Here is a 22,212-nt window from a genome sequence, read left to right on the forward strand (position 1 = left end):
TTTCCAAAAAGTGTTTGTACCGCAAAAAAACCGCAAACTTTTTATTCGATATTCTTGATATGATCAATCAAGATAATTTTAAGTTCGTTTCTTCTTTCTTCCATGGTAATATTTTGTTATATGATTAAATGAGAGGGTATGATTATGAAAGTCTTTGAAGCTAAAACACTTATGTCTGAAGCTACAGACCGCGCCAAAGAATATAAAGAGCTAAGGACGCAAATGGTCAACTTGAGAAAAGCTTTACAAAGCGTCGCTGAACTGGACGACAGCGAATTCTCAGGTAAAGGTGCTAATAACATTAAAGCATTCTATCACGATCATGTTGGTGTCACTGATCAATGGATCGACTACATTGATATGAAAATCGCATTTTTTAATAGCATTGCCGGAGCTGTAGAGGACAAAGGTCTCTCTGATGCTTATATTGAAGAGTCTTTTTTAGAACATGAACTGGCTAACGCCCATAAAAAATCAAAGTCCATCATGTCTGAACAGAAAAAGGCCATGAAAGATATCCTAAACGATATTGACGACATCCTCCCGCTCGACCTGTTTTCAACAGAAACCTTCAAGGATGAGCTTGCAGATGCCAATGACAAACGAAAAAAAACAATTGAAAAACTAGGTGACATTGACGAAGATTTACTGACAGAATATGCCCTGTCAGAGCCAAATGAACAATTCATCAAGTCAGATTTCCAAAAGCTCCAAGAAGCAACTGGCAAAGGGAAAAACGCTACGCCCATTCACTACAACGCCAAGGCATATCGCGAAAGCGACATACATAAGAAAAAAGGCGATATTGAGAAGCGAACGGATGCTTATTTGACGATTAAGAAGAAAGAAGAAAAAGAACGGGAAACCGAAAAGCTGAAAGAAAGACTGAAAAATTACGACTATGCTGATGCAGATGAGTTTTATTCAATAGCCAAAACCATTGGTTATGATAATCTTACTAAAGATCAACAAAGGTATTTTACACAGATTGAAAACACACGCGAGTTAATGGCTGGTGCCAAAGGTACTGTTACAGCCCTTTATAATATGACAGCTGAAACATTAGACTATATGGCACACAATCATCCTGTCGACATGCTTATTAATTCTGCAGTCGCAGTTTATCACTATGATTCCACATTTAATTCAATTAAAGATGCAATAATAACCTCCTATGTAAGAGACGTAAAGAACGGTGACACAGAATCAAAGGCTCATTGGTTTACATATGCAGCAGTAAACATCTTTGGCTTAAAAGGTGCTGGTTCAGTTGCTAAAATAGGAGTGAAAACAGCCGGAAAAGCTGCAGTCAAAAAAGTGTCTAAAAAACTAGATGAAACTCCTGATCCACTAACAGCAATTAAACCGTTTGTCATGCGAGAAGATATTGTTGTAGCAGGTGGCATGCCTTATAATGTCATCAATGATGTGAGCACAAAAGACAGGCTGCTTCAGCTTGCTAAAAAACTAGATGATAGCAGAAAACCGTTTACAGGTAAGGAAATAAATCTTCCTTGGTTAAATAAAGAAAAGTATAGTGCTGTTGAAATAGACGGCAAAGTAAAGGTTAAAGGTGAAGTTAGAGATGTAAGCCGGAGAGTCTATACCTTAAAGGACATTGATATTAATCAAAAAACTCCAAAAGGAAAAACCAATCTTGAATTAATGAAAGATGGTAAATCTCCTTATGCTAAAGACGGAACACAGATTAACTTACATCACCTCATACAAGAAGAAAGTGGAACATTGCTTGAGATACCTAACAGTTTACATACAAAGTATAGTGACGTGATACATGGCCTAAAAGGTAATGGTGAAAGCTTTAGGAATGATGTTTACCTGGAGAAACAATACAATAACTTTAAGACAAGGTATTGGAAGTGGAGAGCAAAACAATATGAAAAAGAATAAGGAGTTATAAACCATGGATTTTTATTTGAAAGTAAAAGAATTCTTAGCTGATAATGCAAAGGAAAGAGATTTTACAGGTGGAGTCGGAGAAGATAAAATTTTAAAAATAGAACAAGATCTTCAAGTTACTCTTCCAGATAGCTACAAATGGTTTCTTAGAAACTATGGTTCTGGCGGAATTTATGGAATCGATTTATTAGGCTATGATTTTGGCGGTGCTTCAGTTATAGAAACAACCAGGGAATATCGTGAATATAGGGAATTGCCAAGTGGATTGGTAGTTATAGAGCATGTTGATTTTTTTGGTTATTGCTTAGATACCAATAAAATGAACAGTGAAGGAGAATGTCCAGTTGTTATTTGGAGTGAATTTGGTGGCTATAAAGAGCTTGATTCGGCGCATTTTATAAAGTTCTTTTATGCAAGACTTCTTGAGATGAAAGAAAACTGGGAAGAGGATGAAGACTGGGACGATTAAGCAAAAAAATGAATTTAAAGCCCCTTGCAAATGAGGGGCTTTTTTTCATTGAAACGAATATATTTCCATACTTTGAAAACAATATTAAAAAAAGAGTGTGGTCGTGTATGATTTTCAATTTATTTTGTTTATTATTACCTTGGGGTATTTTTCTTATTCACTTAAAAAATAGACCCTTTTTGACTTTGGAACACTTGTTGATTATCGGTTCATTTTCAGCATTGATCGCTTCACTAATCAACGAAGTTGGATACAGTTTAAAATTCTGGTCAATAAAACCTTTTGAATACCGCGTATTATCAATGCTCCCTTATGATTTAGGAATATATACAATTCTAGGCGTATATCTTGTCTATTTCATAAAGATTTTCCGCTCTCCGTCTTTTTTGATTGTTTCCATAACATTAATTACTACATTGTTTGAATTGGTTTTATATAAATTTGAATGGATCATTTATTCAAATGGATGGAATATATTTTTCACTTTTTTAAGTTATTTACTGGCCTATTCCTTGGTGTTTTTCTTTGCAAAGCTAACAAGATTCTTATAATAGCCCATCCATTTTCGCTTTCGTTTTTGGTCCGTAACTGCCTCTAATTTCAGTAGAAAAAAGAGCCCTTCTTTAAGTAAGGACTCTTCTCAATTTAGAATTATTAATTTTTATTTAAACCAAGCTTTCTTTAAATTGTTGGTGAAATTACTATCATTAAAAGGAACATTTGCTTTACCGAAATCTGCTGTATTTAATGCATTCCTTGCGGCAGGAGTTAAATCATCCCAATCGATTAACGGTTGAGTACCACCTACAACACGATCGCTCATCATCAATTCGTGGTTGAGTGGCCACGTGCTGTCATAGGCAATCAAAGGATGAGTGCCATCTTTCATGTTGGTTCCGCTTGGTGCTACATTTGTGAATTTTCCATGTCCAGAATATGCAATTGATAAAACCTTTGGATTTTGATTTGCTGGATTATCAACCCATACAACGATTCCTTCCCAGTCATGTCTGTGACCTAAGCTTGGTGAGGCTTCATCTTTAGGAAAATACCAAGAATACATAATTGCCCAAACCCCATTGTGCCATGCAGAACGTGAATATACTTGTCCAGTATTTTTGCTGCAATGTCCTTCAGATGCTCCAGTAGGCTCTAAACCGCCACTTGTATTACCTTGCGCATCTACTGCAGGAAAAGGCACACAGCCGCTATAAACCTTTAAATATGGTTGAAAACGTTTCGCTGCTTTTTGAGTAACAGTGGTAGGAACCACCTCTCTAAAACCCACAACTTTATCATGATCGATTACAGCTGCATTTGCTGTTGAAACCATGCTAACAGAAGTGATTACAGATAAAAAGAGAGCCAAGAAAATTTTGTTCATTATTTCAACTCCTTTTAAGAATATTGACAACAATTAAATACCACAGAGTTGGAATAAATATCAATATCTTTTTTATAGTTGACTGAATTTTCATACCATATCACTATTTTATTTTTCTTATGTCTTTGAATTCAGTAAATAATGAACTCTTCAAAAATAAATAAAATGTCCTCCCTTTAAAAAAGAGGGTTGTTATTTCAATAATGATTCAAGTTTAGCTTTCGTATCCGGTCCATAAATACCGTCTTGGGTAAGACCATACATCGACTGGAAGCGTTTGACCGCGTTCGCCGTTTTTGGTCCATAAATACCGTCTATACCGTTATTCTTTGCTCCTTTATCCGGGTAGAAATAAAGAGCCGCCAGCGCTTTTTGAATCTGCTTTACGTCATCACCTCTACGCATAGGGCTTGTCACTTTATAGATGCCAGATGGTAGCGCATATGACGTTTTTTTGCTACTTGAGTTTGTTTTCTTTTTAGTTGCACTTGTTTTGCTTGTGCTTGTTTTTCCACCTAGCGCCTTTAATTCTTTTTCAATGGCAGCCTTAACTTGATTCCATCTTCCCTCTGACAAAATACGGTGCGGGCAATACTTACCGTTCCAGTCTTGGTGCTTACGGACACGATCAACACCCCATCCGCGTTCTTTCAGTAGCTGCGCCACAAACTTAATAGCAAGCTTTTCCGCTGCCTTATATCGTGCCCCTCCTGACTTGCTATAACAAATTTCGACACCAATCGACTTACGATTCCCTGTACCATTTGTTCCATCTCCTGTGTGCCAAGCGTTACGATTCGTTGGAATCCCTTGAATAACTTGTTTATCGTCTACTGCAAAGTGAAAACTCGTTGAGCTAGAGTTATTCTTCATATATGAAATTTCATTGGCTGCTGAAGCATCATTTGCAGTGTTGTGAATAGTGATGTATTCAGCTTTCATAGGGTTAGGACATTTCAATCCATACTTTGATTTAGAGACTAGATTCTTTACAACTTTAATGGCCATATATCCTCTCTCCTTCTGTCTGTGTAATAAAAAAAGCCACTGGCTTAGCCAGCAGCTTTGTCTGCGTTATTCTTACTCTATTCTTTTTCGTTCTCAATTGTTTGTAATCGATCTGTTATCGTTGAAGGGATTTTAACACCGATCTGTGCTAAGTTTTCAGTTATTGACAAGCCTTCATTAGCAATATAAAAAAGAACGGTACCAAAAGTTAGGACACCGTTTAAATTGAGGACTGTATCAATAACGTTTGCTAAAATGACCGCAAAGAAATTGAGCAGCTTGCGGACATAGCCAAACCATGCGCTTCGGCTTCGCAGTTTCTTGAATTTCCATGCCTTAATTACTCCTGTTAAAACGTCAATTATGCTAAGTACTAGAAGTAAATCAAGGTACTTCACCCCTCCAAATAAATATACTCTTGCTAAATCTAATGTTTCAAAATTGATAAACAAACTTGTCTCCTCCATTTCTAATCACCTCCTCCGAGGCAAATAAAAAAGGACAGCCGGATCTTATGAGACGGCCGTCCCTCTAACTGAAAAGTTTCCATTTGTTAAAGCTGTAAGCTCCATAACGATTTCTTTAAAACCGGTAATGTCAAAAGACCAGGCTTCAGATTTCCCTTTTGTGCTAGTGGCAAACGTTCCGTCATCCACTTTTTGCCCTCTCAAGGCTCTTTTTGTTCCCGATAAGGATTTACCCCAGAACTTCAATTCACTTGTCTCAGCCGTCCCATAAACCTCAACGAGTAACGTTTTGAATGGTCCAACAGTTAATGGGTTACCCTCACCTATGGTTTCTGTTTTATCGTGAAAGACAATATCCATTGTTTTTGCTTGAGTATCTAATGAGTTAAGGTTCAAGCCTTCAGTTTGAACTTTTAAACGACCATCATTAGTTAACCCGCTTTTATCTAACTGGACTGAGAACGGAGTAACTGCTGTAATAGGAACAGTGTGGTTAATGTTTATATCCTCTTCACCTGCGCCCAGTGACTGGTATAGTAAAAATTCAGATTGCTGTAGGTTACCATTTACATATCTGAAACGGAAATAGCGTTTAGTTAAATGAATCCATTCAGTCTCACCAAGTGTATTTGCTTTAACAACCAACGAAGAGACTGTGGTCCATGAATTCATATCGTTACTTTCTTCAATGAATAAGGTACCTTCACGATCAGAATAAGCATGACCTTTTACTTTTGAAATTAAAACCTGACCTAATCGATCTTGTCCATATTGCGTGTATACTTCAGTGGCTTTTAAAACTACGTTCGTCAGCAGCTCTGAATTACCGGAGATTGAAGCTACCGGCACAACAAAATCTCTGTTTCCTTCTCTGTATGGCTTGGCTGCCCCCGGCTTACCGGTTGCATCTGTTGGAAATTGAAAACTATATGATGCCATTAAAAATCCTCCTTGCTATTGTAGATCATTAGTGGTGAGCATGGGTTTACAACGGAACCACCTCCTTTAAGGCAAAATAAAAAAGCCCTAAATGGCTTCTCCTGTGATCTCTTTATACTTTCAGCTGTAATGAGTTTTTTCTCTATTCCTTCCTGTAAATCTTCGGGCGAGCAATCTTTGAGATGAATTGCCTGTTTCACCATTTCAGAAGAAGCCCAGTTATAATGCAAAGCCAGCACCCAATAATTCATGAATCTCTCCCTCCTTGTAGAGTAAGTAACTGCAACTTTATTTTTGAGAGCTCGCTTCCCAAAGTTTGGTTTAATTCTTCAAGCTGTTTACGGGCTAGCTTCTCCTGAGATAACTCTTGAGCGAGTAGCTCAATCTGATTGGGAGATTCATAAGACGTTTTTTTCTGTGACTCCTCCCACCAGGCCTCTAATTCTTCTTGAGTCGGTAACGGCGCCCTGATATTCCATTTCTCAATGTATGAGCCATTCCCGTCATTCCGTAATTCAAAATCTTTTCTCGGTACTGCGTTAGGGTATTTGTACATAATCGCATCATACAAAATCATAGAAGCACCTCCTAAAATCTCGGGTAATTTCTGCCGCCGATTTCTGTGATATCAAAGTAGTTATACCATCCTGAGTTATCAGAAATATACCGTGAAGTATTACCGTCATAACCCACATAAAGATACATTTCTATATAGTCCCCCTTATCAGCTGGAACAGTGGCAGCTCCATATACTCCTACATTGAAATCTGTGGTATCAGACGGGCTAGCAGGACTATTTCTATAATGTGCTATGTTCTTATAAATCGTTCCGTTTAAGTAGATCTCTAATTCATAGTTGGCATATCTCTGAACGTTTTCAATATATACACCGGCATTGACTAGAAACATTCCACTGTTTGGACAGATAAACCGGCAATTATTAGTGTCAAAGGCATTATGACTGTCTTTTATCTTTCGATTAAAACGAATTTTTTGCTTTTCGCCTTTAATAAGAAGTTGCTTACCTGTTGTTCCAATATTCGCATGAGCAAAACCTGATATCTTTTGCCAAGAGGTCCAGCCTGAACCACTCCACCAGTGTCTAATCCAGACTCCTGTACTTTCGTAGTAAGTCCCAGACTCATTTCCTGTCCCATAAAAGAATTGGGTAAATCGGTAATTATTATATTTTTCATTTTTGACAATGCCATAACCCAAAGGATAGCCCGTATTATTGCCCTGACCAATGTCCATTAATGTCAGTCCTAACGGATATTCTTCCCCTCCTGTTCTTGCATCTTGAATAGCATTGTCTCCAGTAATTAATGTTAGATTGTTATTTTTGTAGTTGGTATCCACGTAATGTTTTGCATCCGATAAAGCCTTATCAGCTTTTTCCTGAGCTCCGGCAGTTGTTTCTTTTGCATTCCAATTCTCCCGCTCTACTGGTGTTATGTGCCGTTGTGAATCATTAAGATGCTCTTCAAATTCTTTTTTCGAAGCTTGCTGTACATTATCAACGTTCCCTAGCCCGATTTGCGCCTTTGTTGTATTGTGAGGGTTGTTCATGTCATTTTTATGTACAGCTAAATCTTTATGCGCGTCTTGAATACCTTTCTCCCAACGGTTCACATCATCTTCATTAATCGGATCGTCCGGGAGCCAATATGTTTTTGCATCATAAGCCATTGTTACACCACCTCAAAAGTAATCCTAAAATCTAGCGTTCTGTTATTACTGACGTCTAAATCTGTTGTTCTTTCCGTAATTACGTTGTTTTGTTCATCAAGGATCTGCACACTCTTAATATGCTTTATATCTTCCTCTCGTTGAGTAAGCACCTTGACAACGGCACCCTGAATGGTGAGTTCCACAATTTTTGTTTCATTTCCATTCAGCAGCACCTTCGATATCCTATTTTTCAAATCTGCTGCTGTACGCTCTCTATAAAATTGCGAAATCATGCTAGGACCACCTCGTTATTATTGAGCGTGACGGAATAACCTACCTTTAGCTCACTTGATTTTCGATAGCGTCTGTTATTCAAAATGACAGTATCTTTTATCTTGAGTGGCTCATTCAAAGCAGCTCGCAAGGTATATGCCAAATGAGCTGGCTTCATATTCTCCAATGTTTCTATGAGCTCGCTCATATGCTGCATATCATCTATATCAATATCAACATTGAAACGATACTCTCTAGGAAGTAGCCGGACCTGAGCTGACGGATTTTTCAGGAACCGATTCAACGCTTGTTCAATGGCCTTATATGTTGCGGGCGGTATATTGGACATTTTAGAGATTAGACGCAATCGGCGGATCTCATCGGTGTCACCTGATTCCCGCGGCACGTTCAAAATCTTTTCCCACCGATCAAGCCCCCAGGTTGCCGTAGTAACAAACAGCTGATCTGTCAGATCAAAGATGCTGTTATTTTGCTTCTCAAATTCCGGAGCTTCCGCTTTAAGAAGTTCAGCCATTTCCTTTAACTTGGTAAGGAACGGCGGCAGGTAAGCAGTCATTTCATCGAGTTTGCTCAATGATGTTCACCTGCTCCAATTTAGGGATTTCGACGTCACTCAGAACCAAATTTTCGGCCACGCCGTTGATTTTAATATCTGCGTAATCACTTACTGAAGGTGAATTGTAGACGATATTATTAATCTGCGATAGACGGATAACGTTATCTTCAAAAGCAATCTTTTTAAAAAGATTTAAAACACCTGATTCGATTTCTTGCTTTACCTGATCGATAGAGCTATTGACCTCGGGAAGTACCTCGGCTGAAATCTCAACCTCTTTCCATACCGCACTCTCCACTGTGACAAAGGCACCTATTGGCGCTTGCCCCTCACCTTGTCCAGGTTCAGGATCAATATAGTTTTTCACCTTTGATATTAAAATATCGGAAGCAGGTTCCAAGTTAGCATTGGTCACGACAATTTTGACTGTGCCGTCCCCGTTCCAAAGCGGAAAGACCTTTACCTTCCCTACTCCGTCTACTTCTTCAGCCCATTGTTTATAGTGAGCTTTATTGGCACTGACAGCTTCCCGACGCACGCGGGTAAAATACCTAGCTCTTAAACTGTCATCATCCTCCTCTTCTCGGCCAGGGATTAGAATCTCTTTCACGATTGCTTTTTGGAGTCCTGGTATGGTGTCTAATGACAATAGATTCTGGCCTGAAATATTTGCGTTCCCCGCTTCCCCCGCTTTTTCACATTCCAATGTTCCGTCAGCTGTGTATTGAAAATAAAGATTATCTACATAAAAGCGAGCCCCTACAGGAATGGTCACGCCCTCAGTAAACTCCGCTGCCCTGACTGCTTTTGTGGCAGCCGTTCGCTCGATGCCGGCTTCAGTAGCCCGACGATCTAAAAATTCCCCTTGTGCTGTGTCCGAGAAGACAAGTTCCAGCACCGTATCGAGCCAAATATAAGACTTGGCCAATTCTGCAGCTGCAGGAGCTAACGCGTTATAAATCACGCTGCCTTCCCTTGTATCAATGTCCGCTGAAATGCTGTTCAACATACGGTCCATAATCACTTCAAAGGTTTGATCCTCAAACATTTTCACCAAGCACCTCCTCGATCTCCAATGTTCCTTCATCAGTCTCGACTGTAAAGGAGACACGGAACGATTCACCTTGTTTTTCTATTTCAAAATCTGTAACAGCAGAAATCCGATCGTCATAGATCAGTGCTTCCTCTATCAGCCGCAGGATCTCCATTTTCTTATATGCGTCTGTTGTTTCGTTATCTGCCAACACTTCTTGAAGCTCATTTCCAATGTCATGACTGTAAACAGAATATGCATATCGCTCAGTATGGAGAGACAGATACACAAACTGCTTAATCGCTTCAAGGCCTGTGATAATTTCATTTGTGATACGGCCATTTACAAAATCTATTTTGTAGGTTATCGAAGTCTCTATGACTTCGCTATCATCTTCAATATCATCAAATTCAATTTCTGGCGAAAGGGCCAACTCAGGCACCCCCTATATTTTGTCGAGAATAAAAAATGATTGCCCGCCTTTTAAGGAGACAATCATCACACGCTCACCAGTATTCAACGCTTCTTCTTCACCGGGCCGCAGCCGCTTAGGAATAATAATCAAATCAGACGGAATAATTAGCTTTTCATTTTCATTAAGCTTAATTTCAACAGGAGAAACGGAAACCACTTCAGCCGGCATAATATCCACCGGTGACTCAGAATCAACTGCACCGACAGCCAAATGTTTGATTGCTTCACTTAATCTCATGAGGAAACACCATCAGGGATAGAATTTTTCTCAACCACATCAATGGTCATCGTGTGTGTCGATCCTTTAAATTCGTGTTTATCTGTATCGATCCAGTATGTCTTCTTAACCCCAACTTCCGGAATTGAAATATAGACCGGCAAACCGCTCTGAAGATCTGGAATCCCAATCGCTTGAATACTCTTGAGTTCTTTTTTGACGCCTTTTTTCTGTGCCTGTTTGACTTTCGCACGCTGCTGAAGCTGTGCCTGGTTAATGTTATCGGAGACCGTTTCGACATACTGAAGCACACCGTATTTACTGATGCCAGAGCTATCACTTGCGGTGGCCGTGTAAGTTTTTTTGTCTTTCTGACGCCGCAACTTTACTCTTGTGACTGTGTCATTAATGGAAGTGCTGTATTGATAACCAGTAATGTTCACACCCGATTCTAGCACCCATACTTCTGACGGATCAGGCCAAGCGCGAAGGCCGAGCTTCCCCTTAGCCGAATATAATTGATAATTTCTTCCGGTTTGGCTCTTCGTTTGTTTCAAGGCTTTCAGAATCATGTCATAAAGACTCGTATCATCTTTAAACACTAATGATTTAATGGTGTAACCCGTATTTGCAATGGATGTCGTTGGGATTTGAAAATCTCTTGTCAGGCGCTTGATAATCTCGTCTGCACGCTTATTGGAGAACACATAAACATCTTTGTTCTTAACCAGATATTGCAGCATGTCATAAGCCGTAAAGGTCAGCCCATGTTCTTCCGGATTGCGAGAAAACACAATACCTCGAAACAGCTCTTTCCCTTTCCACTTAAACAGAACCGTATCTCCTTCTGATACGCTGTAATATGAATGGGTTCCTTGTTTCGTTATGATCTTTGCCGTGATTGATCGCGGCGCCTGATACCGTTGTCCTTCGAGTGAAACACTTTCAGTTACCAGCTCAAGCCATTCCGTTTCTTTAATGACGAAAAGTTCTATCATTGTCATCACCTGCTTACTGCGGTATCTTTAATTTTTGCCCAGGAAAGATCCAGTGTCCTGGCTGTCTTATATTTCGTTTACTTCGTTTGATCATAGCCTTTTTATTGACGTTCCAAATCTTGCGCCATTTTGTACTGTCTCCATAAAATTTGCCGGCAAGGTCCCACAGTGTATCACCTTTTTTAACGGTGTATGTTTTAGGAGCTGATTTAGATGGCCGCTTCTTCTTCGTCTTTTTCTTCTGCTTGATCTTCCGCGGCGAAGCAGTTTTGTATTCCTTCAGTTTGATTTCATAATCACGATCACCTATATCTTTTTGGCCCTCGCTATAAGAAAAAACCTCAATACTGCAAGTTAAATTAATTTTCGTTCCAGTAATCAAGAATTGAACCGGCTTTTTAGATTTCACCCATTTCTCGATCTTTGCAATAGCATTTTCAGGAGAAGGAAATCCCTTATACTCAGCAAGCGGGCTGTGTTTCTTTGGAAAAAAAGAAGAGAACGAAATCTCTTTCGCTCCCGGTTTATCTATAAAAGTGATCTCCCCAAAACTGGCCACTTTTACTGATTCATTTTGAATTGTGTTGGATATATCAATTTGTTCAGGAAGGACAGGAAACCGCAGCTTGTCCTTCCCTTGGGAAATCCAGAATTCATATACGGATTTAGTCAAAAGCAACGACTCCCTTCGTTCCAATGTTGATATCCTGTTCAAGCTCATCAATAAGGGTCTGCTTAATCTTAGCTATAAGACCGTTCATGTCTTGGTCATTGTGAAAATGCTGATCGCCATTAAACTGAATAACAACCTCTTTACCTCCTGATGCTGTAACAGTTGTTTGCTGACTGCCTGTTGTGGCTGCTGTTACCTGACCGGAAGATAGTTCAGTTTGACCTTTTTGAGATGGGTCTGTGACTTCCATTCCGAGTGCCTTAGCTGCTTGGGCTAATAAATAACGTCCACGGATACCTCGCTCCTCTGGAATGATCCATTCACGTTTATTTCCTTCACCCACACGAGCAATTTGTTCTTTGGTAATAAGTCCGCCGTTAGCATAGCCAACATATGGACCTCCGTGCCTCATGCTTCTAATGCCTGGTACATTATTAATTGATCCATACCTGCTTTTGATATAGCCAATCGCCGCAGCAGCGTTGTGAATCGGGTTAAGAATGTTATTCATTCCCGGCAATTTGTGTGCGTTGAAGGTACTTGGGATTGTCTGCATGAGCCCCTGAGATGGATGTCCTGCTTTCGCATTACTATCCCATAAGTTAATTGCCTTCGGATTACCGCCTGACTCATGCTGAGCAATTGTCATCAGCCCTGGGAGCCAGCTCATCGGTGTCTTTGTAGCCATGATAGCAGCCATGAGCCATTGCTTTACATTTCCGCTTACTGCTCCCATTCCGGAATAAGCAGCAGCTAGTGAGCCTGCTTGTTTTTCAGCAAACTTTTTCACATCAACTGAATCCAGACCTTTTACAATACCTATAGAGGCAAAACGACCGAGACTCATCATGACACGGGAAGGTGAATGAATATCAAGCTCTTCACGAAATGCTTTCTCAACTTTTTTCGCCAGCTCCTTGGCAGCCTCATGGACTTCACTTGCCTTAGAAGTCATACCTGAAACAAAATTACCGATCATGCCGCTTCCCCATCCGTTTGATGATTCTTTAGAGCGGATAAACGGCTTGTTAATATGAGTGCTGACGTATTGATCAGTACCAGTTTGTGAACTATTTTGTCCGGAAGCAAAACCTTTGACCGCTCCACTTCCCCATGAAGAGGATTTATTTACGGTGTTCTGGAATGGTGTTTTAACCTTCGTCTGCAAGAAGCCATCTGTACCAGTTGAAGTGCTGTTTTGACCTTTAGCATAACCATTGACCATTTGCTTTCCGTAATTCGGAGAATAAGAGATTAAATTGTTCATTGGCTGTCCAACGTTTTTCTGTTTCCATGCTTCCATAGAAACAACATTATCTCTAATTCCTTGATCAAAGCTCTTCGTGAACTGTTGACCAAATGATGTTGCTTGTTCATCAAGACTGGATGTGTCAATAATAGGAGATACAGAAGCAATCACCGCCGCACTACGGACTAGCGGGGAAGTTGCCGGTTCACCTCCTGCAGATGAAGCAGACGCTATATCATCAACAACACTCATCCCTAATTTCGAAGCAGCTTGAGAAAGGAGCATTTTGCCGCGACCTTTATTATTCTCAACAGGAATAACAAACTCTTTACCTGCTTCACCAATCCAAGATATTGTTGGCTTCGTAATGTAACCACCAGTAGCATGTTTCTTTGGCTTTTCTTTTCCCGTACCAAATAAATAATTTACGCCACTCTTCACATATCCCCACGCTTTACCAGCAGTTTTTTTCGCACTTGAAGCTACTTTACCACCAACTTCTTTTACTCCGCCTAAAATACTGCTTCCCAATTCCTTTACACTCTGCCACTTTTCAGACCACCACTTCTTACTAAAAAGGGTTTCTGAGATGGAACTCTTAACACTTTTCCATATTGATTTAGCATTGTCCCATTTATTTTTTGACCAGCTCTTTACACTTTCCCATTTTCCTGACCACCATTTCTCGCTAAATAAAGTGGATTTCAGCTTTCCTTTAACAGATTGCCAAACAGAAGACGCGCTGTCCCATTTACTTTGAGCCCAACCTTTTACGTCTTCCCACTTTCCTGACCACCACTTCTCACTAAACAAAGTGGATTTTATTTTTCCCTTTACGGACTCCCAAACAGATGATGCACTATTCCATTTGTCTTGTGCCCAGCTTTTAACGCCAGACCACTTCTCAGACCACCATTCACTATTAAATAAAGTAGACTTCACCTTTTCTTTTACATTAGACCATGTATCACTTAACCCATTGAGAGAAGTCTTCGCATTACTCTTAATGCCGGACCATTTTTCAGACCACCATTTTTGATCAAATAATGTACTGTCTAGTTTCTTTTTTACTTCTGAACCATCAAACGCTTTACCTAAACTTGAACCACCCATGGTGCCTGCTATACCACCAACTATTCCACCAATGGCTGTTCCCACTCCTGGAATAACACTGCCAATAGCTGCTCCTGTAGCCGCTCCAGCAAGGCCACCGCCAGCTGATCCAATTTTTTCACCAACATTGTCTTTATTCATCCCAATTAAATCAGTTGCCGCTAATGCTGTTCCTAATAGAGGAACTCCCTTTGCAAACTTGCCAACACTTTTCAGAGGACTTAAGACTTTCGTTGTGGTTATTGCTGATCTTGATCCTCTGGTTGGATTAGTACCTACAGTTCTACTGGAACGCCTTCTCTCCAATCGTCCAGATGACACAGTAATTGATCTGTCAGAAGGGTTCATTCGGTTTGGATTACCACGTCGACCTAAAACTCTTTTCCCTCGTCTTCTACGAATGCGATCATTTTTACCTCCATCACTACAACAGCAACATGTTAAGCTGCCGCTTAGAGGTAAACTCGTTGGACCTGTGGCAGTTTTGGATTCTCTGCTCCTTGTGCTGGCATTACGATTACTGTTCCTCCTTTCACTTTGCGTATTAGTGCCAGCTTTAGGAGTACGTTTTGGAATTAACTTTCGGATTACGCCTGCTGCATCACTTCCGACAGTACCTATGCCTTTTAACAGCGGACGTAGTATTTTCAAATAACCAATCAACCCAATTAAAGAAGGGATCACAACTTTAATCGCTGCTTTCAAATCATCCCAATGGTTGACGCTCCACTCAATGGCTACGTTTAACTTATCACCTATCTCCTCACCAAGATCGGCAATATCTTTTTTGATCTCTTTAAGTTTTTCCTGACCTTCCTTACTGTTAATGAATGAGCTGATTTTATCAAAGGCCGGCCCTAATCCAGTTAGCAGAGATGTTCCCATATCCTTAGATATGCTTTCAAAATCTCTCATGGCATCATTAACCGGTGTCATTGGGTTATTATCCCGAAGTTTCGTAAAGCTGCGTTCCAATTCACCGCTTGTTTTCACACTTGTACCAATACCCTCAGCCATATCTAAAATCGGCTGCTTAAGGTCTTCATATTGTGTTCCAATAAGCTCAGTCGCAATAGCAGCCCGCTTTGTTTTATCTTTCACTTTAGAAAGGGCTTTTGCCACCCTAAATAAACTTTCCTCTCCGCTTATTGAACCATCTTTGAAGCCCTTGAACATTTTCTTAGTTTCCTTGGCTCCGAACAGCGTTTTAAATGCATCCACTTGGCTATCAGACATTTCGGTTCGGCGGATGTTAAACTCACGCATACTATCGGCTAGGTTATCGAAGTTTCTGGCGCCACCCTTTGTTCCTTTTATCATGGCGTTTGCAATTTGGCCGCCTGTGAGCTTCAAGTCTTTAAAGGTGGAACTGTATTCATTCATCGTGTCCAATAAATCGTCAGCTTGGTCACCGGCATTCCGATATACATAAGCAATTAAGTCTCCGCTTTGTTTCCCAGACAATTTCAAGTTGTTATACATTGAACTAAAAGCACGATCTACCTCTGCCTGATCAGCATTCATGAGCTGGGCAATCTTACTTGACGACTCAGTCAATTCAGCAAGAGCTTTTTTAGACGCCCCTGTCTGTTGTGATAAGTTTCTCAAAGATAAACTGACTTCTTCACGAGAACTGCCCGCTTTATTGTTGAAATAGATCTGATCCGTCATTCTTGCAATATCTTTCTTATTAACGTTTGAAGTTGCTGACACATAAGCATCCTGAGACATTGTACTTTTACCAGAACCCATAATTGAACCTGCAGAAAAACCGCCTGCAACTGCCAGAGTAATGGTAGCATCCTTCAAGCTGTCTATTTTCGCTTCAATTGCATCCAGAGCCGATGAAGCTCTATCCTTAATAGAAACTGTTGGCTCTGCATTTTCGCTATCTACATCGGACACATGACGACGAATCTCATCTAATTGGTTTGAAGCATGATCACGAACTGAAACAGTTGGCTCAGCGTGCGAGCGATTCAAATCAGAGAGACCCCCACGGATTAAGCGAAAACGTGGTGTAGCTTGATCATTTATGGAAACCGTCATCTCATGGCTGCCCTCGGTAAGATCCTCAGCTTGCTGACGTATAGAATGTAAGCCATTCGAAGCTCGATCATCTAAATCCACTTCAAGCGATCGAGCCCGTCCGGTCAAACGGTTGGCCGATCGGTCAATCCGCCGCATAACTCTCTCAGTCCGGTCTTCAGCCTCAAAAATAAGAGGGCCATTAGCGGCCCTCTTAAGTCTTTCAGCATTGCCTTGTATCATTCGAAGCTTGCGGGAAATCTTATCATGTAATTCAAACGTCGCTGTTAGTTTAGCCATAGTTAATTACCTCCCTTCTTCACTTCTTTTTCTAACAGCTCAAGCTTATAACCGATTAACCCATATAAGAGCGCCTTGAATTCTTTCGGAGCCTCATATAGTTCTCTTAATTCTGACGGGGCGTATTTGAGTTCATGCATCGCGTAATAAAGATATACAGCCTCTTTGTCCCCGTCCTTTACTAGTTTTTTGCCGCTTCTTCAAGGTCTTCGAGATCATCATCAAATCCATTGATTTCAATTGCTTTGTTTAGCCAGTTCGCATACTCACCGCCGACTGAAAGAACACGTTTGGCGACTTCCACTGGATCTTCTGTTTTGTAAGCCTCACGTAGTTCCTTAGCTTTAAAGTTCGGGTAAACAGTCGTTTCAACCGCAATACGAGCATAAAAGCGTTGGCTGTCCAATTCCTTCACACGGCCGCGGCCTTTTACATTCTTGTAAGTCGTATTCTCTTTCTCAAGTTCGTCAATTCGTTCAGTCGTGATCGCTTTGAAAATGAATGGAACAACATTGCCCTCTTTGTCTACAAATCGTTTAGAAATCGGTACTTTTACTTCTTCCGCTTCAATTGTTTGTCCTGGCATAAAGAATGAAAGATCGTATACTTTTTCATTTTGTTTTTCACTCATGTTTATTAGCTCCTTTTACTTTTTAGTTTTGGACAAGAAAAAAAGCACATTCATACTTTTTGAATGTGCTTTCCATATAATTCATGTATAATAGATTCTTGAAGCTACCTTAGCTTATCCTCCGAATATGAAAGGAGGTGAAATTATGTCGACCTATGAATCTTTAATGGTCATGATCGGCTTTGCCAATTTAATAGGCGGGATTATGACATGGGTAATATCTCTTTTAACATTATTATTCATGCTTAGAAAAAAAGACACTCATCCTATTTACATTACTGTAAAGGAAAAGTGTCTACACGAGGACCCTCTTATTAAAGGGTAGTTTCTTCTTTAAAAGCTAGAGTGCTGCCACACTCTGGCTTTTATATTTTATGCATTTCTCATGAAAGTAACACACATTAACAAGTTGTAATGTGGTAATGTGGTACCAACTATAAGCTTACGCCAGTAGTTGCAATACTTTTGCTTGGCACCATTATAGCATGAATATATATTGATTATATAATTATTTGTATCTTTTATTTGTTACTTTTTTTATCTATGAGTTCAAAATGACCTGATCATAGAAGCCTTAACCCTTTTTCTTTTATTAAAAACCCTCGGATTATGAAAGTGTTATGGTACAATATGGTTTAGTATAAATGAATATTGGCTTTCAACATCTCAAGGGCGGTCTGGCTCACTCCCTCATGAAAGGGGGTGATGCACGTGTCAACATTTCAAGCATTAATGCTTATGCTTGCTTTCGGGTCATTTATAATTGCCCTGTTGACTTATATAAAGAAGAAATAGACCCACCCCTTGAGCTCGGCAAAGTTAAAGGGTAAAGTCTATCCTAAATACTTTCATGAAGTTGTTAAGCCAGCCCTCTTGATGGGCCAACATTTATACTGACCCGGCGGCAACCGGGTCTCTTTTATTTTATGCATTTCTTTTGAAAGAAATACATGTTTCCATTTGGTACGGTTGAATTACTTCTAAAGTAATCTTACCACATTTTTTCGTAAATATCTTCGTTAAAGTCGGCGATTTTTCGTGAAAGTGATTAGAATGTGGATTTTAACTGTTCAGGCACATCAAAATCCTCAAAGGTAAACGGCACTTCTTCTTCCAATGCTTCAGAATCAACATCAAGCCCAGCGATTTTCGCAGAATCAAAGTTCACATCGTACAAGGTGACTCGTTCAGTCCCACGACCTGAAGAGGCGTCATCCAGAACAGCTTGTAAGGTGAAATAAGGATCACTTCCCTTTTTCACATAGTCCATCATAATAAGAACAAATTGAGAAGTCACTTTATAAAAAGTGGCTGTTCCCGTTCCATTTGCTCCGGTCGTTTTGTGCCCCGTCATCCGACGACCCATGATATTGACCTCGGATTTGTTTTTCTCTACATTGGCTTCAAACGTTTTGATATGGGCCATTTCTTCTCCATCAAGAAACAACCTGCCCTCTTTACCTGAAATGGTGTTTTGCGCTTTTAATGCCATTCCTATTTCACCTCAACATTAAAGTAGAATTTTTCAGCTGCATCCACCGGTTGAACTGCAAGATCAATCAGGAAGCCGTCACGATCATTATTCAGAGCAATTGTAATGTCATTCTCTGAATCAAAATCAGTAATGCCCCCGTTATCTTGAAGAACATTCAAGTATTGAGTAATCAGCGTTTTTACAAACTGCAGTCCGTCATTTGTAGCGGGAACATCACTGCCGCTCGCTTTTCGAGACTTGATCAATGCTTTCAATTGAGATGTCAGGTCATTATTGATTGCATCAAGTACACGGACAATTTTGTTTTTCTGGAACATCTTATTTTTCTCTGCTGTTAGGCTTGTGAGTGAATTAATGTCCTTTTCAACCGATACTGATTTATCACGAGAATCATAAGTAAACAAGAATTCCCCATTTGACAATCGTTCAACGATTTCGTCGTTGTCAATTCGGTTAAGGACATCTACAGCTCCCTCGTATTCTACAAATGTAAGTGATTGATTAAATGTAGCCCCCGCACTTGCACCGGCAACCCAAGCTGTAGCTTTTTCAGGAGTGATCTCCGTTCCATCCTCAAGTAGGACACCACCTGTTACATTGATAATACCCTCATGGTCTCCCTTGTAATTTGAAAGAACACCTTGAACCTTTTGCCCTTGGTTGTCTCTCAGCCGTTTGATAAACGCAACAAACGTTGCTTTTAATTGCTCGTTATCCTCTACAGGCAGTGCGATGGTATCAAAGTATTCTGTCTCAGCTGCTTCCAAGAAAGCTGTATAATCGGCATTTGTCGGTGTTTTGTCTGTTCCGCCTGACAAGCGGATTCCGGAAGTTGCAGGAAGAGCACCGCTGACGTCTTCGGGGGCCGTACCGGTTAACGGAATAGTGACTGTTAAATCTCCTTTCCCCGTAAACGTGACATAGTTATTTGGTTTAAGCTCTTCAGCTTTAGACACTGTTTGTTTATCCACTTCTGACTGATCAAGGTAGGTAGTGACATCAACTTTCGAAGAGTCAATAACGTTCTCCGTAATACTAATAATGATGTCATTACCTTTAGTGCCGCCATAAAGAGCAGTAGCCTTTACACCTTCGCTAATATCTGCTGAAGCACGAAGACCTTCCGTCAGACGATAAAGCAAGACTGTACTTGCCTTTTTCATCGCCTCACGTAAAAGCAACAGCGAAGGATCATCAATGTTCAACCCCACTTTTTTATTCAAGTCCTCGATTGAAGAGATTGAAATGAATTTCTTAACTTCACCCCAGCTGGATGCTATCGGCAGCGCAATTGTTCCACGTTCTCCGGCAGAAACACGATTCTCCGCGGTCGTTTTGAAGTTAAAGTAAATACCGGCACGCTCTTTTTCCTTGCCAGGTGTGAAAGTTCCGCCGTTCATCTATTTGACCTCCTTTTGAAGAAACTGAGTAATCAATTTCTTCGCTTCCGATTTTGTAATACTCGTTTTATGAACATGAAAAAGAGCACCGTCAAACACCTCGGGTTTTACCCCAAAGAGCTCTCGACTGTGCTCTCGCAAATCCTTAATATAAAAAGCATTTTCCGCTTTCTCTTTTTTAGTGGCCATCATTTCACCCCACTTTTAAATTTAAAACCATCCATTGAACGCTGTTCTTCCCGCTCATACCAATAGTGGCTCGTCCAGTTTAAGACAATGGTTGCGTAATCATCTGATACACGCGTTTCTATTCGAGATAGCCGAATAAAATCACCTGTATCCTCGCCAGATTCCTGTATGAGCGGAATTATGCCCCTTCTGCTTCTAAGTGTATCCGCAATTCGTTCCGCTTCGTTATGAGCCTTCTGTACGTTTTCGTGAAAGAGTTTTACGTTTAAAACATATGCTTTCTGAAACGTGGATACTGTGTCCACCCCATCGACCGTGGAAGCCGGTGGAAAGTAAAGAGACGGAACAGCAAAGTCCTGCGGTATTTCTTCTTCATACACTTGAACAGGATACAGTTTGTATAGATAGCCCATAATTGAACCTACTTCTTGATTCATGGCAGCACCGCCTTAAAATTCTTCATAAATCCATTGCTGCAGCTTCCGCTCAAGGCTTCTCTCAAACATCAACTGAAAAATGGCCATGGCGTTATCCCAAAACCCCGAACCGTCTACCCATCGGAACTTCAGCAGCATGCCGGAATTTTTTTCAGCAGGGTCATATTCGAAACGGTCGCCTTTCCACCGACCTGGAACCCATCGTCTATCCTGATTTTTAGACGGATCGATAGTAAAGTGCCCGTCATTGACGTATGAGGCGTAATCCAGATTTGTTCCAACATCCAACTTTAAGCTGCCTTCTGTCATTGAAAAGATATTATCCTGGTCACCTTTCTGAAAGGAATTGAGCAAGCGGCGAGTGTCCACGGTCTTCGTCCTAATGATCTCATCTTGGATGATATCTAAGAACTCAAAACCCATTGATTCAAGCCACTGCTCATATTTCCTCTTCAGTCCCCCACGAGAAGCCCGGTCTAATGATTGTATGAACTGATCGAGACCCCGAATTTTCATAAGTATTCAACCTCCCGTACTGCCGTCACTTCCCAATGATGATTCCTGATTTTGCGGGGCCTCTGTAATTTATAAGCAGTACCATCCCAAACCGCCCTGTCATTTACTCGAATATCAGCAGTAGCAGGGAAATGCACAAGGAAAGATTGATAAATAGATACATTTGGCTCCTGTTGGATAATGGACTGACTCTTCTCTGTAAAATAACACGGCTGATTTTCTATGTCCGGCTCATCAGGGTAAAAAAAAACCGGTTGAACATCTTCAACCGGCACCCCGAATTTTTGCTTTCTATTTTCTTTTTTCTCCTGCAGATGGTAAATGTCACATCTGTGAGTCAATAAGGATTGATAACTCATATTGATCTCATCCGCACTTTCGCTTCAATCCCTTCTAAATCAGGGTCAGCCGGTTTCACATAATCTTTTATTAATGCATACACATCAGGTTTTTGAAGAGAACTGCCATCCCCTAGAGTATAAGAATAGTCACCAATTTTTTCAGTTGTATATCCTTTAATAATTGACTCGTCGCCATTTATAAGAGCATAAAACTGAGACAACTTTAATAGAGCCAGTCGAACCGTTTCAGGCAAAGGAATATACTCTGCATCTGAAAAATCATGTCCAACTTTAAGAATGATATCGGCAGTTGCCTCAAGGATATCCTGTTTTAACAACTCGTCAGGTCTGGTCTTTACAGACTCAAAAACTGAATAACTCTTTAATTCATCGGGAGTGATTAACAGCAT

The 22,212-nt window shown here is 40.4% G+C and carries 27 protein-coding genes and 1 pseudogene; 4 read left to right on the forward strand and 24 right to left on the reverse strand.

The window, feature by feature from the left end; all coding sequences use genetic code 11:
- The first annotated feature begins 144 nt into the window (after nt 1–144).
- Together MOC09_RS16700 and MOC09_RS16705 are read left to right on the forward strand one after the other, a co-directional pair.
- Nucleotides 145–1,911 (forward strand): T7SS effector LXG polymorphic toxin, encoded by a 1,767-nt coding sequence (locus MOC09_RS16700; RefSeq protein ID WP_268371151.1) that lies wholly within the window; start codon nt 145–147, stop codon nt 1,909–1,911.
- Between the two features lie 13 nt (nt 1,912–1,924).
- Complete coding sequence (locus MOC09_RS16705; RefSeq protein WP_268371152.1) at nt 1,925–2,389, forward strand: SMI1/KNR4 family protein; 465 nt, start codon at nt 1,925–1,927, stop codon at nt 2,387–2,389.
- A 661-nt stretch (nt 2,390–3,050) separates the two neighbouring features.
- Here MOC09_RS16705 and MOC09_RS16710 read toward each other — a convergent pair.
- The 17 genes and pseudogenes from MOC09_RS16710 to MOC09_RS16790 all read right to left on the reverse strand — a co-directional run bounded on the left by MOC09_RS16710 (nt 3,051) and on the right by MOC09_RS16790 (nt 17,424).
- Nucleotides 3,051–3,773, reverse strand: a complete 723-nt coding sequence (locus tag MOC09_RS16710; protein ID WP_268371154.1) for an NPP1 family protein — start codon at nt 3,771–3,773, stop codon at nt 3,051–3,053.
- Between the two features lie 192 nt (nt 3,774–3,965).
- Nucleotides 3,966–4,781 (reverse strand): N-acetylmuramoyl-L-alanine amidase, encoded by an 816-nt coding sequence (locus MOC09_RS16715; RefSeq protein ID WP_268371156.1) that lies wholly within the window; start codon nt 4,779–4,781, stop codon nt 3,966–3,968.
- 77 nt (nt 4,782–4,858) lie between these two features.
- Entirely contained in the window at nt 4,859–5,248 is a 390-nt protein-coding gene (locus MOC09_RS16720) for a phage holin family protein (protein ID WP_268371158.1), read from the reverse strand.
- 45 nt (nt 5,249–5,293) lie between these two features.
- Entirely contained in the window at nt 5,294–6,187 is an 894-nt protein-coding gene (gene xepA / locus MOC09_RS16725) for a phage-like element PBSX protein XepA (protein WP_268371160.1), read from the reverse strand.
- Nucleotides 6,188–6,274: 87 nt separating this feature from the next.
- Nucleotides 6,275–6,438: pseudogene (locus tag MOC09_RS16730) on the reverse strand (XkdX family protein).
- Nucleotides 6,435–6,764: an XkdW family protein gene (locus MOC09_RS16735; protein ID WP_268371161.1), complete on the reverse strand. Its 330-nt coding sequence runs from the start codon at nt 6,762–6,764 to the stop codon at nt 6,435–6,437. Before MOC09_RS16735 ends, MOC09_RS16730 begins: the two are co-directional and overlap by 4 nt.
- Before the next feature lie 11 nt (nt 6,765–6,775).
- The gene (locus MOC09_RS16740; RefSeq protein ID WP_268371162.1) at nt 6,776–7,876 is read right to left on the reverse strand and encodes a hypothetical protein; all 1,101 of its coding nucleotides are present in this window, start codon (nt 7,874–7,876) and stop codon (nt 6,776–6,778) included.
- Between the two features lie 2 nt (nt 7,877–7,878).
- The gene (locus MOC09_RS16745) at nt 7,879–8,151 is read right to left on the reverse strand and encodes a hypothetical protein (RefSeq protein ID WP_268371164.1); all 273 of its coding nucleotides are present in this window, start codon (nt 8,149–8,151) and stop codon (nt 7,879–7,881) included.
- Nucleotides 8,148–8,726, reverse strand: coding sequence for a YmfQ family protein (locus tag MOC09_RS16750; RefSeq protein WP_268371167.1), 579 nt, complete (start codon nt 8,724–8,726; stop codon nt 8,148–8,150). Before MOC09_RS16750 ends, MOC09_RS16745 begins: the two co-directional genes overlap by 4 nt.
- The gene (locus MOC09_RS16755) at nt 8,710–9,756 is read right to left on the reverse strand and encodes a baseplate J/gp47 family protein (RefSeq protein ID WP_268371244.1); all 1,047 of its coding nucleotides are present in this window, start codon (nt 9,754–9,756) and stop codon (nt 8,710–8,712) included. The genes MOC09_RS16750 and MOC09_RS16755 overlap by 17 nt, the downstream gene beginning before the upstream one ends.
- Nucleotides 9,749–10,174 carry a DUF2634 domain-containing protein gene (locus tag MOC09_RS16760; RefSeq protein WP_268371168.1) on the reverse strand — a complete coding sequence of 142 codons (426 nt, stop codon included), beginning with the start codon at nt 10,172–10,174 and terminating at the stop codon, nt 9,749–9,751. The genes MOC09_RS16755 and MOC09_RS16760 overlap by 8 nt, the downstream gene beginning before the upstream one ends.
- 12 nt (nt 10,175–10,186) lie before the next feature.
- Complete coding sequence (locus tag MOC09_RS16765) at nt 10,187–10,453, reverse strand: DUF2577 family protein (RefSeq protein ID WP_268371170.1); 267 nt, start codon at nt 10,451–10,453, stop codon at nt 10,187–10,189.
- On the reverse strand, nt 10,450–11,430 hold the full coding sequence (locus tag MOC09_RS16770; RefSeq protein WP_120028387.1) for an XkdQ/YqbQ family protein: 981 nt from the start codon (nt 11,428–11,430) through the stop codon (nt 10,450–10,452). The genes MOC09_RS16765 and MOC09_RS16770 overlap by 4 nt, the downstream gene beginning before the upstream one ends.
- Before the next feature lie 13 nt (nt 11,431–11,443).
- Complete coding sequence (locus MOC09_RS16775) at nt 11,444–12,103, reverse strand: LysM peptidoglycan-binding domain-containing protein (protein ID WP_268371171.1); 660 nt, start codon at nt 12,101–12,103, stop codon at nt 11,444–11,446.
- The gene (locus MOC09_RS16780) at nt 12,096–16,793 is read right to left on the reverse strand and encodes a phage tail tape measure protein (RefSeq protein ID WP_268371173.1); all 4,698 of its coding nucleotides are present in this window, start codon (nt 16,791–16,793) and stop codon (nt 12,096–12,098) included. Before MOC09_RS16780 ends, MOC09_RS16775 begins: the two co-directional genes overlap by 8 nt.
- 2 nt (nt 16,794–16,795) lie before the next feature.
- On the reverse strand, nt 16,796–16,933 hold the full coding sequence (locus tag MOC09_RS16785) for a hypothetical protein (RefSeq protein ID WP_128753615.1): 138 nt from the start codon (nt 16,931–16,933) through the stop codon (nt 16,796–16,798).
- Between the two features lie 41 nt (nt 16,934–16,974).
- A complete protein-coding gene (locus MOC09_RS16790; protein ID WP_032722171.1) occupies nt 16,975–17,424 on the reverse strand; it encodes a phage tail assembly chaperone in 450 nt (149 codons plus the stop codon).
- 145 nt (nt 17,425–17,569) lie between these two features.
- On the opposite strand from MOC09_RS16790, the gene txpA reads away from it, so the two are divergent.
- Both txpA and bsrH read left to right on the forward strand, forming a co-directional pair.
- Nucleotides 17,570–17,749, forward strand: a complete 180-nt coding sequence (gene txpA / locus MOC09_RS16795; RefSeq protein ID WP_268371176.1) for a type I toxin-antitoxin system toxin TxpA — start codon at nt 17,570–17,572, stop codon at nt 17,747–17,749.
- Between the two features lie 380 nt (nt 17,750–18,129).
- Nucleotides 18,130–18,219, forward strand: coding sequence for a type I toxin-antitoxin system toxin BsrH (gene bsrH / locus MOC09_RS16800; protein ID WP_075058862.1), 90 nt, complete (start codon nt 18,130–18,132; stop codon nt 18,217–18,219).
- A 253-nt stretch (nt 18,220–18,472) separates the two neighbouring features.
- Here bsrH and MOC09_RS16805 read toward each other — a convergent pair whose 3' ends face one another.
- From MOC09_RS16805 to MOC09_RS16835, 7 genes are read right to left on the reverse strand one after another with little or no spacing between them, the layout of a single operon-like run.
- On the reverse strand, nt 18,473–18,916 hold the full coding sequence (locus MOC09_RS16805; protein ID WP_003229930.1) for a phage tail tube protein: 444 nt from the start codon (nt 18,914–18,916) through the stop codon (nt 18,473–18,475).
- A gap of 2 nt (nt 18,917–18,918) precedes the next feature.
- Nucleotides 18,919–20,319, reverse strand: coding sequence for a phage tail sheath family protein (locus tag MOC09_RS16810; protein ID WP_268371179.1), 1,401 nt, complete (start codon nt 20,317–20,319; stop codon nt 18,919–18,921).
- Nucleotides 20,320–20,511 carry a hypothetical protein gene (locus tag MOC09_RS16815; RefSeq protein ID WP_033880532.1) on the reverse strand — a complete coding sequence of 64 codons (192 nt, stop codon included), beginning with the start codon at nt 20,509–20,511 and terminating at the stop codon, nt 20,320–20,322.
- A complete protein-coding gene (locus MOC09_RS16820; RefSeq protein ID WP_144460488.1) occupies nt 20,508–20,945 on the reverse strand; it encodes a phage tail terminator family protein in 438 nt (145 codons plus the stop codon). Before MOC09_RS16820 ends, MOC09_RS16815 begins: the two co-directional genes overlap by 4 nt.
- 12 nt (nt 20,946–20,957) lie before the next feature.
- A complete protein-coding gene (locus tag MOC09_RS16825; RefSeq protein ID WP_003246050.1) occupies nt 20,958–21,461 on the reverse strand; it encodes an HK97 gp10 family phage protein in 504 nt (167 codons plus the stop codon).
- Nucleotides 21,458–21,820 carry a YqbH/XkdH family protein gene (locus MOC09_RS16830; RefSeq protein WP_268371182.1) on the reverse strand — a complete coding sequence of 121 codons (363 nt, stop codon included), beginning with the start codon at nt 21,818–21,820 and terminating at the stop codon, nt 21,458–21,460. Before MOC09_RS16830 ends, MOC09_RS16825 begins: the two co-directional genes overlap by 4 nt.
- The gene (locus MOC09_RS16835; protein ID WP_004398566.1) at nt 21,817–22,212 is read right to left on the reverse strand and encodes a DUF3199 family protein; all 396 of its coding nucleotides are present in this window, start codon (nt 22,210–22,212) and stop codon (nt 21,817–21,819) included. Before MOC09_RS16835 ends, MOC09_RS16830 begins: the two co-directional genes overlap by 4 nt.

Origin of the sequence: Bacillus sp. N12A5, assembly GCF_026790125.1 — a bacterium.
Classification (GTDB): domain Bacteria; phylum Bacillota; class Bacilli; order Bacillales; family Bacillaceae; genus Bacillus.

What these genes read in the sequence shown, in the direction of transcription:
- MOC09_RS16700 (WP_268371151.1), top strand. Translation starts at nt 145, where the DNA reads ATGAAAGTCTTTGAAGCTAAAACACTTATGTCTGAAGCTACAGACCGC.
- MOC09_RS16705 (WP_268371152.1), top strand. Translation starts at nt 1,925, where the DNA reads ATGGATTTTTATTTGAAAGTAAAAGAATTCTTAGCTGATAATGCAAAG.
- MOC09_RS16710 (WP_268371154.1), bottom strand. Translation starts at nt 3,773, where the DNA reads ATGAACAAAATTTTCTTGGCTCTCTTTTTATCTGTAATCACTTCTGTT.
- MOC09_RS16715 (WP_268371156.1), bottom strand. Translation starts at nt 4,781, where the DNA reads ATGGCCATTAAAGTTGTAAAGAATCTAGTCTCTAAATCAAAGTATGGA.
- MOC09_RS16720 (WP_268371158.1), bottom strand. Translation starts at nt 5,248, where the DNA reads ATGGAGGAGACAAGTTTGTTTATCAATTTTGAAACATTAGATTTAGCA.
- xepA (WP_268371160.1), bottom strand. Translation starts at nt 6,187, where the DNA reads ATGGCATCATATAGTTTTCAATTTCCAACAGATGCAACCGGTAAGCCG.
- MOC09_RS16735 (WP_268371161.1), bottom strand. Translation starts at nt 6,764, where the DNA reads ATGATTTTGTATGATGCGATTATGTACAAATACCCTAACGCAGTACCG.
- MOC09_RS16740 (WP_268371162.1), bottom strand. Translation starts at nt 7,876, where the DNA reads ATGGCTTATGATGCAAAAACATATTGGCTCCCGGACGATCCGATTAAT.
- MOC09_RS16745 (WP_268371164.1), bottom strand. Translation starts at nt 8,151, where the DNA reads ATGATTTCGCAATTTTATAGAGAGCGTACAGCAGCAGATTTGAAAAAT.
- MOC09_RS16755 (WP_268371244.1), bottom strand. Translation starts at nt 9,756, where the DNA reads ATGTTTGAGGATCAAACCTTTGAAGTGATTATGGACCGTATGTTGAAC.
- MOC09_RS16765 (WP_268371170.1), bottom strand. Translation starts at nt 10,453, where the DNA reads ATGAGATTAAGTGAAGCAATCAAACATTTGGCTGTCGGTGCAGTTGAT.
- MOC09_RS16770 (WP_120028387.1), bottom strand. Translation starts at nt 11,430, where the DNA reads ATGATAGAACTTTTCGTCATTAAAGAAACGGAATGGCTTGAGCTGGTA.
- MOC09_RS16780 (WP_268371173.1), bottom strand. Translation starts at nt 16,793, where the DNA reads ATGGCTAAACTAACAGCGACGTTTGAATTACATGATAAGATTTCCCGC.
- MOC09_RS16785 (WP_128753615.1), bottom strand. Translation starts at nt 16,933, where the DNA reads ATGCATGAACTCAAATACGCCCCGTCAGAATTAAGAGAACTATATGAG.
- MOC09_RS16790 (WP_032722171.1), bottom strand. Translation starts at nt 17,424, where the DNA reads ATGAGTGAAAAACAAAATGAAAAAGTATACGATCTTTCATTCTTTATG.
- txpA (WP_268371176.1), top strand. Translation starts at nt 17,570, where the DNA reads ATGTCGACCTATGAATCTTTAATGGTCATGATCGGCTTTGCCAATTTA.
- bsrH (WP_075058862.1), top strand. Translation starts at nt 18,130, where the DNA reads ATGCACGTGTCAACATTTCAAGCATTAATGCTTATGCTTGCTTTCGGG.
- MOC09_RS16805 (WP_003229930.1), bottom strand. Translation starts at nt 18,916, where the DNA reads ATGGCATTAAAAGCGCAAAACACCATTTCAGGTAAAGAGGGCAGGTTG.
- MOC09_RS16810 (WP_268371179.1), bottom strand. Translation starts at nt 20,319, where the DNA reads ATGAACGGCGGAACTTTCACACCTGGCAAGGAAAAAGAGCGTGCCGGT.
- MOC09_RS16815 (WP_033880532.1), bottom strand. Translation starts at nt 20,511, where the DNA reads ATGATGGCCACTAAAAAAGAGAAAGCGGAAAATGCTTTTTATATTAAG.
- MOC09_RS16820 (WP_144460488.1), bottom strand. Translation starts at nt 20,945, where the DNA reads ATGAATCAAGAAGTAGGTTCAATTATGGGCTATCTATACAAACTGTAT.
- MOC09_RS16825 (WP_003246050.1), bottom strand. Translation starts at nt 21,461, where the DNA reads ATGAAAATTCGGGGTCTCGATCAGTTCATACAATCATTAGACCGGGCT.
- MOC09_RS16830 (WP_268371182.1), bottom strand. Translation starts at nt 21,820, where the DNA reads ATGAGTTATCAATCCTTATTGACTCACAGATGTGACATTTACCATCTG.
- MOC09_RS16835 (WP_004398566.1), bottom strand. Translation starts at nt 22,212, where the DNA reads ATGCTGTTAATCACTCCCGATGAATTAAAGAGTTATTCAGTTTTTGAG.